Source organism: Nocardioides sp. Root122, from assembly GCF_001425025.1.
In the GTDB taxonomy this organism is placed as follows: Bacteria; Actinomycetota; Actinomycetes; order Propionibacteriales; family Nocardioidaceae; genus Nocardioides.
On record NZ_LMDE01000003.1, the window covers coordinates 142,387 to 156,867 of the forward strand.

15 protein-coding genes are annotated in these 14,481 nt (G+C 71.7%); 1 reads left to right on the plus strand and 14 read right to left on the minus strand.

All coding sequences use genetic code 11. From position 1 onward, the window contains the following. Window positions 1–33 precede the first annotated feature (33 nt). The 7 genes from lepB to ASC64_RS05520 form a co-directional block, all read right to left on the minus strand. Window positions 34–846, minus strand: a complete 813-nt coding sequence (gene lepB, locus ASC64_RS05490) for a signal peptidase I (protein WP_056906530.1) — start codon at window positions 844–846, stop codon at window positions 34–36. Between the two features lie 59 nt (window positions 847–905). After that, window positions 906–1,256 (minus strand): 50S ribosomal protein L19, encoded by a 351-nt coding sequence (gene rplS / locus ASC64_RS05495; RefSeq protein ID WP_056906531.1) that lies wholly within the window; start codon window positions 1,254–1,256, stop codon window positions 906–908. Between the two features lie 200 nt (window positions 1,257–1,456). Continuing rightward, window positions 1,457–2,647: a tRNA (guanosine(37)-N1)-methyltransferase TrmD gene (gene trmD, locus ASC64_RS05500; protein ID WP_056906532.1), complete on the minus strand. Its 1,191-nt coding sequence runs from the start codon at window positions 2,645–2,647 to the stop codon at window positions 1,457–1,459. Continuing rightward, window positions 2,644–3,234, minus strand: a complete 591-nt coding sequence (rimM, locus tag ASC64_RS05505; protein WP_235563542.1) for a ribosome maturation factor RimM — start codon at window positions 3,232–3,234, stop codon at window positions 2,644–2,646. Before rimM ends, trmD begins: the two co-directional genes overlap by 4 nt. Before the next feature lie 171 nt (window positions 3,235–3,405). After that, window positions 3,406–3,648, minus strand: a complete 243-nt coding sequence (locus tag ASC64_RS05510; protein WP_056906533.1) for an RNA-binding protein — start codon at window positions 3,646–3,648, stop codon at window positions 3,406–3,408. Between the two features lie 2 nt (window positions 3,649–3,650). Next, complete coding sequence (gene rpsP, locus ASC64_RS05515) at window positions 3,651–4,202, minus strand: 30S ribosomal protein S16 (RefSeq protein ID WP_082550231.1); 552 nt, start codon at window positions 4,200–4,202, stop codon at window positions 3,651–3,653. A 172-nt stretch (window positions 4,203–4,374) separates the two neighbouring features. Beyond that, on the minus strand, window positions 4,375–5,046 hold the full coding sequence (locus ASC64_RS05520; RefSeq protein ID WP_056906534.1) for a GNAT family N-acetyltransferase: 672 nt from the start codon (window positions 5,044–5,046) through the stop codon (window positions 4,375–4,377). Window positions 5,047–5,128: 82 nt separating this feature from the next. On the opposite strand from ASC64_RS05520, the gene ASC64_RS05525 reads away from it, so the two are divergent. Next, entirely contained in the window at window positions 5,129–6,025 is an 897-nt protein-coding gene (locus ASC64_RS05525) for a VanW family protein (RefSeq protein ID WP_082550232.1), read from the plus strand. Here ASC64_RS05525 and ASC64_RS05530 read toward each other — a convergent pair. From ASC64_RS05530 to ASC64_RS05560, 7 genes are all read right to left on the minus strand, one after another. Continuing rightward, a complete protein-coding gene (locus ASC64_RS05530) occupies window positions 6,009–7,097 on the minus strand; it encodes an amidohydrolase family protein (RefSeq protein ID WP_056906535.1) in 1,089 nt (362 codons plus the stop codon). The genes ASC64_RS05525 and ASC64_RS05530 overlap by 17 nt on opposite strands. Window positions 7,098–7,107: 10 nt before the next feature. Next, window positions 7,108–7,470, minus strand: coding sequence for a hypothetical protein (locus ASC64_RS05535; protein WP_056906536.1), 363 nt, complete (start codon window positions 7,468–7,470; stop codon window positions 7,108–7,110). 12 nt (window positions 7,471–7,482) lie between these two features. Beyond that, the gene (locus ASC64_RS05540) at window positions 7,483–8,712 is read right to left on the minus strand and encodes an aminopeptidase (RefSeq protein ID WP_056906537.1); all 1,230 of its coding nucleotides are present in this window, start codon (window positions 8,710–8,712) and stop codon (window positions 7,483–7,485) included. Between the two features lie 141 nt (window positions 8,713–8,853). Then, window positions 8,854–10,431, minus strand: a complete 1,578-nt coding sequence (ffh, locus tag ASC64_RS05545) for a signal recognition particle protein (protein ID WP_056906538.1) — start codon at window positions 10,429–10,431, stop codon at window positions 8,854–8,856. A 116-nt stretch (window positions 10,432–10,547) separates the two neighbouring features. Then, a complete protein-coding gene (locus tag ASC64_RS05550; RefSeq protein WP_056906539.1) occupies window positions 10,548–12,770 on the minus strand; it encodes a [protein-PII] uridylyltransferase in 2,223 nt (740 codons plus the stop codon). A 28-nt stretch (window positions 12,771–12,798) separates the two neighbouring features. Then, entirely contained in the window at window positions 12,799–13,137 is a 339-nt protein-coding gene (locus ASC64_RS05555; protein ID WP_056906540.1) for a P-II family nitrogen regulator, read from the minus strand. Then, a complete protein-coding gene (locus ASC64_RS05560; protein WP_056906541.1) occupies window positions 13,134–14,450 on the minus strand; it encodes an ammonium transporter in 1,317 nt (438 codons plus the stop codon). Before ASC64_RS05560 ends, ASC64_RS05555 begins: the two co-directional genes overlap by 4 nt. Window positions 14,451–14,481: the final 31 nt, after the last annotated feature.

The following is a 14,481-nucleotide window of genomic DNA, read 5'->3' on the forward strand; positions in this document are numbered from 1 at the left end:
CGGACAGGTGGGAGGGCTGGCTCACCGCGGACCTCACGAGGTCGGGTCGGGCACGTCCTCGAAGCTGTCCGGGCGGTGGTTCCAGCGGAACCGGTCGGCCGGCCAGAGCAGCACGAAGACCTTGCCGACGACCAGGTCGACCGGGACGAACTCGTCGCCCGGCACGCACTCGGTCTCGTCGGACTGGCACATGTGGAAGGACGAGTCCGCGGAGCGGGCACGGTTGTCGCCCATGACGAAGACGTGGCCCTCGGGGATGGGGCCGACCTGCCACTCGGAGGCGCACTTGGTGGGCATCGGTCCGTTGCACGTGGCGCCGCTGCGCTTGACGTAGTCGCCCTCGTCGAGGGGGTGGCCGTTGACCTGCAGGCGCCCCTTGTCGTCGCAGCACGTGATGGTGTCGCCGGCGACCCCGATGACCCGCTTCACGAGGTGGCCGCCGGTCGGGTAGAGCCCGATCTTGGCCATCGCCTTGGCGACGGGGCTGGTCGGGCCTGCGGCCTCCGTCGGCGGCAGCCAGCCGCCCGGGTCCTTGAACACCACGACGTCGCCGCGCTCGGGACCGTTGTCGCCCCAGTAGGACGGCTTCTCGACCAGGATCCGGTCGTTGAGGATCAGCCCCGGCTCCATCGACTCGGACGGGATGTAGAAGGCCTGGACGAAGAACGTCTTGATGACGATGGCCAGGATGAGCGCCACTCCGAGCAGCAGGATCGTCTCCTGCCACAGCGGCAGCTGCTTGCGCCGGGGCTTGCCGAACTTGTGCGGCCGACCGTCCCCGGAACGCGACGACCGCGGTTCCTCGTCCGCCGAGAGGGACGTGGAACCGCGGTCGTCAGAAGTCACGCGCAGAGACTAACCAGAGACTGGTCGAACTCACGCCTCGCGGCGCGCAGCTCGGGGGATCACGCCTCGCGGCGCTCCTTGATCTTGGCGGCCTTGCCGCGCAGGTTGCGCAGGTAGTAGAGCTTGGCGCGACGCACGTCACCGCGGGTCACGATCTCGATCTTCTCGAAGATCGGGGAGTTCAGGGGGAAGGTGCGCTCGACGCCCACGCCGAAGGAGACCTTGCGGACGGTGAAGGTGCGGCCGATGCCCGAGCCGTGGACGCGGATGACGACGCCCTGGAAGACCTGGACACGCGAGCGGCTGCCCTCGATGACCTTGACGTGGACCTTGATGGTGTCGCCGGCGCGGAAGGCCGGGACGTCGTCGCGCTTGAAGGTGCTGCCGAGATCGGCGATCACGTTGCTCATATCATGCTCCTCGCGAGTGCCACAGGTCAGCCGCGGTATCAGAAGGTGCTGATGGTGTCGGTCGTGCTCGAGCTGGCCGAGCCGGGGCGCCCCCTGTGGCAGGTGCGGACCGGCGGGACCCCGGGGTGGTGCATCGGGTGGATGCGTCCGGGCGACCCTGGCCTCGAGTGACCAGTGGAGCAGTCTGCCAGAGCGTGACGTCAGCGTGAAATCCGCTGCCCGGCCCGCTTGCCCGGGCGCTTGGTCAGCACCACGGCACCCGGCGGCGCAGTCCGGTCCGGCCGGAGCCGGAAGCCGGCCTTCTTGTACATCCGGATGTTGTCGCTCGACCCGGCGCCGGTGAACAGCACGAAGGTCTCGACCTCAGCGGGCGCCAGGCCCTCGACGAGCTCGAGCAGCGCGCGCCCCAGGCCTCTGCCCTGGAGGTCCGGGGCGACCATGATGCGGCCGATGTCCCACTCCCCGTGCCGGTCGAGGCGACCTCGTACGGCCCCCACCAGGCGTCCCGAGGACGGCTCGCGTGCCACCATGACGGTCCACTCCCCCAGGCCACGGCGTACGTCGTCGAGCGACTCGCGCAGCGCCGGGATCTCCACGCCGGGGTTGGCCTCCAGCTCCTGGAGCCAGCAGGCGCGCTGGAGGGTGTAGAGCTCGCCGGCGTCGGCCGGGACGGCAGGGCGTACGTCGAGGTCGGCGAGCGCGCCCACCGCTCCCGTGGCGGGCAGCAGGTCGGGCCGGCGCTCCGCGGTGCGGCGCTGCGCCTGCTCGCGCCGCCATGCGGCGATCCGGGCGTGGTCGCCGGAGAGCAGCACCTCGGGCACCTCGCGGCCCTCCCAGGTGGCGGGCTTGGTGTAGACGGGGTACTCCAACAGGCCGTCGGCGTGCGACTCCTCGACGAGCGACTCGGCGTTGCCCATGAAGCCGGGCAGCAGCCGGACGACGGCCTCGGTGATCGCCAGCGCGGCCACCTCGCCGCCGTTGAGGACGTAGTCGCCGAGGCTGATCTCGCGGACCGTGCCGACCGTCGCGGCATGCTCGGTCACGCGTTGGTCGATGCCTTCGTAGCGGCCGCAGGCGAAGACGAGGTGCTCGTGCCCGCTGAGCTCCTCGGCCAGCTGCTGCGTGAAGGGCTCGCCGCTCGGCGTGGTGAACACGATGGTGGCGCCGGTCGCCACGGCGTCGAGCGCCCGGCCCCACGGCTCGGGCTTCATCACCATCCCGGCGCCGCCGCCGTAGGGGGTGTCGTCGACGGTGCGGTGCCGGTCGCTCGTCCAGTCGCGCAGGTCGTGGACGTGCACGTCGAGCAGCCCCTTGTCGCGAGCCTTGCCGGGCAGGCTCAGCGTCAGCGGTGCGAGGTAGTCGGGGAAGATCGTGACGACGTCGATCCTCATCCCGCGTCCACGCCCTTGTCCTGGGGCTGATCGTCGGGGAACGGTGAGACCAGGCCGGGGCGGTCCGCCACGACCACGCGTCGGCCGGCCAGGTCGACCTCCGGCACGAGGGCGCTGACGAAGGGCACGAGCGCGTCGCGACCGTCGGTGGTCCGCACGGTCAGCAGGTCCTGCGCGGAGCCGTGCACGAGTCCCGCGACGGTGCCGAGGTGGACGCCGTCGAGGTCGACGACGTCGAGACCCTCCAGCTGGTGGTCGTAGTACTCGTCCGGGTCCTCGGGGACCTCGTCGTGGGCAAGGGTCGCGTGCAGGACCGTCCCGCGGGCAGCCTCGGCGGCGTTGCGGTCGGCCAGCTCCTCGAACGTCACGAGCAGCGTGCTCTGGTGCCACCGGGCACGAGCGACGGTGAGCGCGGCCGGGCGCCGGTCCGCCCCCGCGGGTGCCTCGGCGCGCAGCACGCTGCCGGGGGCGAAGCGCCGCTCGGGCTCGTCGGTGCGTACGTCGAGGGTGACCTCGCCGCGGATGCCGTGGGGCTTGCCGATGCGCCCGACCACGACCTCGATGTCGCCCGGTTCCTCTGTGCTCACGCGGCCAAGACTAGAGGGGCTCGGCGTTGAGTCTCCCAGCGACTCAGCTCCCGACACGCCCGGGACTGGCCGATGAGTCTCCCAGCGACTCAGCTCCCAGTGGCCCGGAAATGCGGCGACGGGCGCCACCCCCGGAAGGGGTGGCGCCCGTCGTGCTGGCTGTGCGGTCGGTCAGCGACGCCGGTCCGTGTCGACGAAGTCGACGCGTGCACCGCCGCGGCCGGCGAGGGCCGAGACGACGGTGCGGAAGGCCGTCGCGGTGCGGCCGTTGCGGCCGATCACCTTGCCGAGGTCGTCGGGGTGGACCCGGACCTCGAGGACCGCGCCACGACGCAGCTGCTTGTCGCGGACGGTGACGTCGTCGGGGTGGTCGACGATGCCACGCACCAGGTGCTCGAGCGCCTCGGCCAGCACGATCAGGCCTGCTTGTCCGCGTCGACGCCGGAGGTGTTCTTGCCGGCGTCCTCGGCCGACACGTTCTCCAGGTCGGCGTTGGCGTCAGCGGCACCCTCGGGGGTCTCCGACGCGGGGACCTCGGCGGGAGCCTCGGCAGCAGCCGGCTCCTCGACCTTCTCCGCCTTCTCGGCCTTCTTCTTGGTGGTCACCGCGGAGCCCTTGGGCTCGGAGGCGGCCTCCTTGAGGGCCTCGTTGAAGATGTCGATCTTGGCGCGCTTGGGCTCCTTGACCTTCAGGGTGCCCTCGGTGCCGGGCAGACCCTTGAACTTCTGCCAGTCACCGGTCACCTTGAGCAGGGCCTCGACGGCCTCGGAGGGCTGGGCGCCCACGCCGAGCCAGTACTGCGCCCGGTCGGAGACGACGTCGATGAGCGACGGCTCCTCCTTGGGGTGGTACTTGCCGATCTCCTCGAGGACCCGGCCGTCGCGCTTCTTGCGGGAGTCGACGACGACGATGCGGTACTGCGGCACCCGGATCTTGCCCAGGCGCTTCAAACGAATCTTGACGGCCACGTTTGTGGTGTCTCCTCAGAAATTGTCGTGGGTGAGCGACCCTCTCCAGGTGGGGGCACCGGGTCAGGTCGTTCGATGGGCGCTGCGTCGCCCGGGTGAGAGGGCCCGGACGCACAGGACACGAGGAAAGATTCTGCCAGACGTACGCCGCGCGCGACCAATCCGGCCCCGCTCAGCCCGCGGGCCGGGCCGGCGCGTCGAGACCGATGAAGGCCCGGACCGCCTCCGCGCCGCTCACCTCGACCGGCACGTCGCCGCGCACGAACGTGTCCGGCGTGAGGACGAGCCCCTGGTTGAGCGCCAGCTCGCCCTCGCGCCGCTTGATCCGGCTGACGACCGTCGGCTGGTAGCCGACCTTCCGCGACACCGCGAGGGAGGCTGGGTTGTCGAGGAACGCCGCGGAGGTGATCTCCTCGAAGCCCAGGTGGTCGAAGAGCAGCGCGCACATCGCGCGACGCATCTCCGTGCCGAGCCCGCGCCCCTGGAACTCGCGTCCCAGCCATGACCCGGTCTCACCGGTCCGGGTGACCGGGAAGTGCTTGGCGGCGACGCCCTGGCAGCCGATCACGCGACCGTCGAGCAGCACCGCGAGGTCCAGACAGAAGTCGTCGGGCGAGAACGTCGAGCGCTTGCCCCAGTGGTACGCCGCGGTGTTGCGCCCGAGCTGCCCCGCGGGCGCGGCGGTCCACGGGAAGTAGAACGGCATCTCGTCCGGGTCGTGGATCCCTCCCTCGGCGAGCACGCACAGCTCGACGATGAGCTCGTCGGTGAGCCCGCGCAGCTCCAGCGGGCCGGCGGCCACGCGCAGGCCGAAGGGCGGGTAGAGGTCGACTGCGGTCGTCATGGGTCGATCCTCCCCGAGCGAGCGCGGCGGCCACACACCGGTTCCCCGGCAACCTCCTCGCCCGCCGCCGCGTCTACCTGGCATGACCACCGCGCACGCCGGGCTGCAGCCGCCGGAGCCGCTCGACCTCCCCGCGCGGCTGACCGCTCCCCCGCGCCTGACGCAGCGCCACCCCTGGCTGCTGCCCGCGGCGATGGCCGTGCACCGCGCCCGGCGTCGTACGCGCTGGGTCCGGGACGCGTGGTCGGGCCGGGTCGTGTGGGCGCGCTCGCGCGACGCCGTCGACCTGCCCGTGCGGCTCAAGCAGCACGGATCGCTGCTGCTGCGCGAGCTCGACCCCGACCAGATGCACCTGCAGCACAACAAGGTGACCAACCTGCGGCTCGCGACCGAGCGGATGGACGGCCTGGTCATCCGGCCCGGTGAGAGCGTGTCGTTCAACCGGGTCGTGGGCAACTGCACCCGCCGCAAGGGGTACGTCGAGGGGATGAGGCTGTCGAACGGCACGGCCGAGGCAGGCGTCGGAGGCGGGATCTGCCAGCTCGCCAACCTCGTGCACTGGATGGTGCTGCACTCGCCGCTGACCGTCGTGGAGCGCTCAGAGCACTCCTTCGACCCGTTCCCCGACCGCGGGCGGGTGCTGCCGTGGGGCGTGGGCTGCTCGATCGTCTACAACTACGTCGACCTCGTCGTGCGCAACGACACGGCGTACACCTTCCAGCTCCGGACGTGGGTCGGCGAGCGCTACCTGCACGGCCAGCTGCGAGCCGACGAGCGGCCTCCGCACTCCTACCGGGTCGAGGCGCGCGGGGAGCAGTTCCTGCGCCGCGGCGGCCAGGTGTTCCGGCGCAACGAGGTGTGGCGACGGGTCCTCGACCGGCGCACCGGCGACCAGGTCGGCGAGGAGCTGGTGAAGAGCAACTGCGCCCTGGTGGTCTACGAGCCCGGCCCGGACGTGCAGGTCATCGACCTGGGCTGACCAGCGCCCCGCGCAGCACGACCGCGGACGGCGTGCGGAGGACCGAGAGGTCCTCGACCGGGTTGCGGTCGTAGACCACGAAGTCGGCCGACGCGCCCTCGGTGAGGCCGTCGACGCCGAGCCACTCGCGGGCGCGCCAGCTGGCAGCGCCGAGCGCGTCGTGCGCGGGCATCCCGATCCGCACCAGTGCCTCGATCTCCCCGGCGATGTTGCCGTGGCGGCTGATGCCGCCGCCGTCGGAGCCGGCGTAGATCGGCACGCCGGCCTCGTGGGCAGCCATGATCGTGGCGGGCATGCGGTCGTAGAGGTCGGTCATCGTCGCGGCGTAGGCGGGGAACCGCTCCTGCCCCGCAGCCGCGTGCTCCGGGAACTTGTCGAGCTGCATGACGGTGGGCACCAGCCGCGTGCCGTGGGCGACCATCGCGTCGATGAGGTCCTCCGTCAGGCCGGTGCCGTGCTCGATGCAGTCGATGCCGGCGTCGATCAGGCCCGGCAGCACGCCGTGGCCGAAGCAGTGCGCCGTCACCTTCGCGCCGTGGGCGTGCGCTGCGTCGATCGCGGCCGCGAACGCCTCGGCCGGGAACGATGGGGCCAGGTCGCCCTCGTCGCGCGAGATCCAGTCGCCGACCAGCTTGATCCAGCCGTCGCCGTTGCGCGCCTCCTGCGCGGCCACGGCGGCGAGCTCGGACGGCTCGACCTCGTGGGCGTAGTTGCGGATGTAGCGCTTCGTCGCGGCGATGTGCCGCCCGCAGCGGATCAGCCGCGGCAGGTCGTCGCGGTCGTGGATCCATCGCGTGTCAGCGGCCGACCCGGCGTCACGGATCAGCAGGGCGCCCCCGTCGCGGTCGTCGATCGCCTGCTGCTCGGTGGCCTCGTCGTCGGTCGCCCCGAAGTCGTCGAGACCGAGGTGGCAGTGCGCGTCGACGAGACCGGGGACGATCCAACCCTCGGCGACCGTGTCGGCACCTGCCTGCGGCTCGAAGGTGATCCGGCCCTCGACGACGTAGAGGTCGCGGGGCTCCCCGTCGGGAAGAACCGGGCCGCGGAAGCGCTGGGCACTCTGGTGGGGCATGGCGGCGACGTTACAGGCGGTCGAGCAGCCAGGAGGGGCTGAGCACCTGCGCCGGTGCGACGTTGGCGGCCAGCATCCGGTCGGCGGTCACGACGAGGACGGTGCCACCGGCGTCGGCGGCGCGACGGGCCTGCGCGCGGATCTCGCTGTCGCCGTCGCGGGAGGCGTGGACGGTCGTCACGTGGCCGTCGCGGCCTGCCCGGACGCCCGACTTGGCCTGGCCCTCGAGCACCAGCACGATCTCGTCGTACGGCGTGTCGGCGACGAGGAGCCGCTCGTGGAGCCGGCGGGCCGCACCCGCGCGGTCCTTCCACCAGCCGTCGGGCACCGAGCCGACGACGTTGGCGCCGTCGACGACGAGAACAGAGCCCACCCCGTGAGTGTGTCAGTCGCGCAGCACGAACTCGTCGCCGCGGGTGACCGGCACGACCGTGCCGTCGGCGTGGATGCCGTCGACCTGCACCTCCGGGCTGCCGATCACGATGTCGACGTGGGTGTCGGACTGGTTGAGGCCCTGGTCGACCCGCTGGTCCGGTGAGAGCGGGAGGGTCCCGTCCATGGCGGTCGTGTAGCCCATGCCCCACGCCACGTGGGACCCGACGTTCTCGTCGAAGAGCATGTCCTTGTAGACGAGCCCGGTGGCCGCGACCGCCGAGTCGGAGTCGACGATGGCCACCTCGCCGAAGTGCTTCGAGCGCGGGATCAGGTCGAACTGTGCGCGGACCTCGTCCTCGCCGTGGGCGGCCGTGGCGCCGGTGATGGTGCCGTCGTTGATCTCGAGGGCGAGGTCCTCCACGAGCGTCCCCATCGACGCCAGGAAGAACGGTGCGGACGTCCGGACGTGCCCCTCCGCGCGGCGCCAGTCCGGGGAGATGAAGACCTCCTCGGTCGGCATGTTGGGCACGAACTCGACGCCGTCCTCGTTCTCCAGCGCCCCGCCGACCCACGTCGAGCCGGGGGCCATGCCGAGCGTGAGGTCCGTGCCCGGACCGCGGTAGCGGATCCGGTCGAAGCGGTGGCCGTTGAGGATCGCGGCCCGCGTGCGCAGCTTCGCGACGTGGGCCTGCCACGCGGCGACCGGGTCGGCCTGGTCGAGGCGCATGGCCACGGCAACGGCGTCCCAGAGCTGAGCGAGGTCGGCGACGCCGACGCTGTCCGCCCAGCCCTTCGTCGGGGCGCCGATGACGGTCCAGGCGACCTTGTTGGACAGGATCAGCGGCATGACCTGCTGGATGAGGTCGATCGGCGTCGACTTCGCCAGGCGCGCCGGGTCCAGACCCTCCATGAGGGTCGGGTGCGGGTTGCCGGTGAGGCTGATCAGCGCCGGCTTGCTGTCGTGCCACGCCCGTACCTGGGCGAGCTCGTGCTCCTGCGAGACGCCGAGCTGGTCCTCGGGGCCGAGCTCGACCGCGGCACGCTTGACGTGCGGGTCGCCGTAGTCGATGCGCACCCGCGACGCGCCCACCCGGTAGGCCTCGTCGGCGATGGCCCGGGCCGCGTCGGCCTGCTCGGGCAGTGCGTTGACCACGACCTCCTGCCCCGGCTGGACGTTCACCCCCACACGTACGACGAGACGGGCGTACTTCTCGAGCAGGTGGTCGAACGGCTCGGTCATTCTCTCCCCTTGATGTGGCGTGGCTGACCACCCAACCACCCGACGGCCACCGACAGCCATACCTCCGCGAGGGGTTTCGACGCGCTCGACCTGGCCGAGCCCACGCCGGGATCTCGCTCCGCTCGATCCCGGCTGCTCGTCTCACTTCAGGAACTGGGAGAAGTCCTTGGGGAGGTTGAGCTGCTCGGCGGCCTTCTCGTAGTCGACCTCCGCGCCGTCGGGGTTGCCGAAGGGGTTGCCGGCCTTCTCGGCCGCGGCGGCCTTCTCGGCGGCCTTCTGCTGCGCGGCCTTCGCGGGGTTGCCGGAGACGCGCTTCTTGCCCTTCTTGCCCTTCTGCGGCTGCTGGCGGGCACCGGCGCGCTTGCCGCCGCCCATCCCGGGCATCCCGGGCATCCCGGGCATGCCGGGCATGCCGCCGCCGCGCGCCATCTGCTCCATCATCTTGCGCGCCTCGAAGAAGCGGTCGACGAGCTGGTTGACGTCGGAGACCTGGCGGCCCGAACCCTTGGCGATCCGGGCGCGGCGCGAGCCGTCGATGATCTTCGGGTCGGCCCGCTCGGCGGGGGTCATCGACTGGATGATGGCCTGGATGCGGTCGATCTCGCGCTCGTCGAAGTTCTCGAGCTGGTCGCGGAACTGACCCATCCCGGGCAGCATGCCCATGATCTTGGTCATCGAGCCCAGCTTGCGGATCTGCATCATCTGCTGGAGGAAGTCCTCCAGCGTGAAGCCGCCCTTGGTGGCGAGCTTCTCGGCGGCCCTCATCGACTGCTCGGAGTCGAAGGCCTTCTCGGCCTGCTCGATGAGGGTGAGCATGTCGCCCATGTCGAGGATGCGCGAAGCCATCCGGTCGGGGTGGAACAGGTCGAAGTCGGTCATCTTCTCGCCGCTGGAGGCGAACATGACCGGCTTGCCGGTGATCGAGCGGATCGAGAGGGCCGCACCACCGCGGGCGTCGCCGTCGAGCTTGGTGAGCACGACGCCGTCGTAGCCGACACCGTCGAGGAAGGCCTGGGCGGTCGTCACCGCGTCCTGGCCGATCATCGCGTCGACGACGAAGAGCACCTCGTCGGGCTGGACGGCGTCGCGGATGTCGGCGGCCTGCTGCATCAGCGTCTCGTCGACGCCGAGGCGACCGGCGGTGTCGATGATGACGACGTCGTGCAGCTTGCGCTTCGCCTCCTCGATGGAGGCGCGCGCGACGTCGACGGGGTTGCCGGTGCCGTTGCCGGGCTCGGGGGCGAAGACGGGCACGCCGACGCGCTCACCGTTGACCTGCAGCTGCTGCACCGCGTTGGGTCGCTGGAGGTCCGCCGCGACCAGCATGGGCGTCTTGTCCTGGTCCTTGAGCCACAGCGCGAGCTTGGCCGCCAGCGTCGTCTTGCCGGCGCCCTGCAGGCCGGCGAGCATGATGACGGTCGGTCCGCTCTTCGCATAGCGAAGGCGGCGGGTCTCGCCGCCGAGGATCGTGACGAGCTCCTCGTGCACGATCTTGATGATCTGCTGGGCCGGGTTGAGGGCGCCGCTGACCTCCTCGCCGCGTGCGCGCTCCTTCACGGCACCGACGAACTCCTTGACGACCGGCAGCGCGACGTCGGCCTCGAGCAGCGCGATGCGGATCTCGCGCGCGGTGGCGTCGATGTCGGCCTCGGAGAGCCGGCCCTTGCCACGCAGGTTCTTGAAGGTGTCGGCAAGGCGGTCGGAGAGTGTGGCGAACACGGTGTGGGTCAATCCCTCGCATCGGTGGTGGATCAGGGCGGATCAGGGGGTGGTACGACGCTCCAGCCTAGCCGGGCGACCCCGTCCGCCCCGCCTCGACGGGGAACTCCGGGCCATCAGCCGCCGAGCGCGGTGCGTACGGCGTGGGCCGCCGCCGCGGCCCGCTCCTCCGTGGGACGTACGCCGCCGACCTCCTGGACGTAGAACACGTCCACCGCCTGCGGGCCGAGCGTCGACACGTGGGCCGAGGCGACGGTCAGGCCGAGCCCGGCGAGCGTCGTCAGCACCCGGTGCACCACGCCCGGTCGGTCGGAGGTGCGGATCTCCAGCACCAGCGAGGCGCGCGAGGCGTCCGGACGCACCTCCACGATCGGCGGCAGCTCGCCCTCCGGGCGGGCGGCCAGGTCCGGCAGACGCTGGCTGCCCTCGACGACGCGCCGGATCCGCTCGCGGACCACGGTCGCGTCGAGGTAGGCGTCCGGCACCTCCCACGCGCTCACGCCCCACTCGCCGTCGGTGTCGACCTGGGCCCAGGCACGGGCCGCCTTCACCGGCACCCGCAGGGCCGCGAGCCCACCCGCGACGTCGGCGAGCAGGCCCACCCGGTCAGCGGCGATGACGGTGACGGTGGCGCCGACCTCGTGCGGGGCGACGTCGACCCACACCGCGTCCGCGTCACGGCGTACGACGTCGGGGACCGGCAGCGGCTCGACGGGGGCGGACGGCACCAGCTCGGCACCGAGCGCCTGGCCGGCGCGGGAGACGAGCCGGTCGATGAGCGACTCGCGCCACGAGGTCCAGGCCGCCGAGGAGGTGGCCCGCGCGTCCGCCTCGGTGAGCGCCCGCAGCAGCTCCAGGCTCGCCGCATCGGGGACGTGGGTCAGCAGCTCGGCGGTGGTCGCGGGGTCGTCGGGGTCGCGGGTGGTGCCGAGGCCGGCGAGCAGCAGGTGCCACCGCACGAGCGAGGCCACCACCTCGGCGTCGAGGTCGGTGAAGCCCATCCGCGTGACGATCTTGCGGGCCAGCGGCTCGCCGGCCACCGCGTGGTCGTGGAGCGAGCCCTTGCCGATGTCGTGCAGCAGGGCGGCCACCAGCAGCAGGTCGGGGCGCCGCACGCCCCGGATGAGGGAGCCGGCCTCGGCGCAGGTCTCCACGACGTGCCGGTCGACGGTGAAGCGGTGGATGGCCGAGGCGTGCGGCAGCAGCCGGATCTGCTCCCACTCCGGCAGGAACGTCTCGATGCCGTCGACCTCGTCCAGCGTCTCCCACACAGGCAGCAGGCCGGGACCGCTGGCGAGCAGGCGCACGAGGGCGTCACGGGCCGACGCCGGCCACGGCGTGGGCAGCTCGGCACCCTCGCGGACCAGGCGAGCGGCGGTGGTCGGTGCGAGCACGGCGTCGCGGCTCGCCGCCTCGGCCGCCGCGCGCAGCAGCAGCGTCGGGTCGTCCCCAGGCTTCGTCCCCGCGTCGAGCACCACCTCGCCACGGGACAGCGCGATGCCCGGCGCGATCCGCTCGAGGGCCGGGGTGCGACGGCCCTTCTCCCCCGTCGTCCGCGCCAGCACCGCGTCGGTACGCCGCCAGGCCAGGCGCGACAGGTGCGTGATCCGGCGCCCTAGCGAGCGCACGTGGCGCTGCGCCGCCTCGGCATCGGGGAGGTCGAGGCGCTCGGCGAGCGGTGCCCACATCTCAGGCGCGATCCGGTCGACGGGTCGCCCCGCCAGGTCCTGCACCTCGTCGCGCACGTCGAGGAGCAGCAGCCGGGCCGCCTCCAGCGCCGGTGTCGATGCGTCGACGAGCCAGCTGGCCTCGATGGCCTTGAGCACGCCGGCGTCGCGCAGCCCGCCCTCGGCCTCCTTGACGTCGGGCACCGAGGCGTGGGCCAGCTCGCCGGTCACCTCGTGACGCTTGTGCGTGAGCGCCTTGAGCTCCGGCAGCCGCGAGCGCGCCTGGCGTCGCCAGTCGGCGAGCATCGTGGTCCGCAGCCGCAGGCTGAGGCCCGGGTCGCCGGCCAGGTGGCGGGCGTCGAGCAGGCCGAGCGCGACCCGGAGGTCGCCGGCTGCCTCGAGCACCTGGCTCATCGAGCGGACCGAGTGGTCGAGCCGCCTGCCCGAGTCCCAGAGGGGGTACCAGAGCGAGCCGCCGAGCTCGCCCAGGTCGGTGCCGTCGTCGTGGACGAGCACCACGTCGAGGTCGGAGTGGGGCGCGAGCTCGCCGCGCCCGTAGCCCCCGACCGCGACCAGGGCCACCCCGGCGACGGGCCCGTCGCAGGCGGCGTACGCCTGCCGGCAGAGCTCGTCGGCCGAGGTGGCCCTGGTCTGGCGTTGTGCTGCGGTCATGTCAGGAGGCCCGAGAGGACGTCGACCATCAGAGCGCGGACGCGTCCTGCTCGCCGGTCCGGACCCGTACGACGGTCTCGACCGGGCTGACCCAGACCTTGCCGTCGCCGATGCGACCGGTCTGCGCCGTCTTGACGATGATGCCCACGATGTCGTCGGCGTCCGCGTCGTCCACGACGATCTCGAGGCGGATCTTGGGCACGAGCGCGATGTCGTACTCCGCGCCGCGGTAGACCTCGGTGTGGCCCTTCTGGCGGCCGTAGCCACTGACCTCGGAGACCGTCATCCCGGCGACGCCGAAGGTCTCGAGGGCCTCGCGGACGTCCTCCCACTTGTGCGGCTTGATGACCGCGGTCACGAGCTTCATGCGTTGACTCCTTCCGTGCGGGTGGCGGTGCTGGCGGCGAGGACGCTCGAGGAGCCGCCGCTGGTGCCGCTGTGCAGGTCGTACGCCGACTCGCCGTGGGCGGCGAGGTCGATGCCGTTGACCTCGTCCTCCTCGTCGAGGCGCAGCCCGATCGTGTACTTGATGGCGAGGGCGATGACGGTGGTGAGGACGCCGGAGTAGACGACCGCGACGAGGACACCGAGGGTCTGGTCGCCCAGCGAGCCGAACCCGCCGCCGTGGATCAGCCCGTCGACGCCACCGGCGCCGTCGGCGGTGGAGAACACCCCGATCAGCACCGTGCCGATGATGCCACCGACGAGGTGCACGCCGACCACGTCGAGCGAGTCGTCGTAGCCCAGCTTGTACTTGAGGCCGACGGCCCAGGCGCAGACCGCGCCGGCCACGGCGCCGATCGCGACGGCTCCACCGATGTCGACCGCACCCGCGGCCGGGGTGATGGCGACGAGGCCGGCCACGATGCCGGACGCGGCACCGAGGGAGGTGGCCTTGCCGTGCAGCAGGCGCTCGATCAGCAGCCAGCCGAGGATCGCGGCGAAGGTCGCGAGGGTGGTGTTGGCGAAGGTGCGCCCGGTCTCGGAGTAGAACTGCGAGAGGAAGGCGTCCGGGTCCTCGTCGAAGGTGGTGCCGAAGACGATCGAGCCGACGTTGAAGCCGTACCAGCCGAGCCACAGCATGCCGGCGCCGAGCATCGTCAGCGTCAGGTTGTGCGGACGCATCTGCTCACGCGGCCAGCCGATCCGCTTGCCCAGCAGCAGCACCAGGACGAGGGCCGCGACACCGGCGTTGATGTGCACCGCGGTGCCACCGGCGTAGTCCTGCGCGCCGATGCGGCCGCAGATCAGCGAGTCGTCGGTGCAGCTGAAGACCATGTGGGCCAGCGGGAAGTAGACGATGAGCGCCCACAGCGGCAGGAAGACCACCCACGCCGAGAACTTGAGCCGGTCGGCGACCGCGCCGCTGATGAGCGCGGCGGTGATGATCGCGAACGTCATCTGGAACATCACGTAGATGTAGTTGTCGGTGGTGACGCCGTCGAGCCACAGCAGCTCGAACGGGTTGGCGAAGAGCGTGCCGTCGCCACCGAAGCCCATCGACCAGCCGACGGCGACGTAGAGGATGCCGACGATCGCTGCCGCGACGAACGACATCATCATCATGTTGAGCACGGACTTCGACCGGGACATGCCGCCGTAGAACAGGGCCAGCGCGGGCACCGTCATCATCAGGACGAAGGCGGTCGCCACCAGCATGAAGGCGTAATAGCCGTCCACAGAACCTCCAGGGATCGGGCAGGAAACGTAT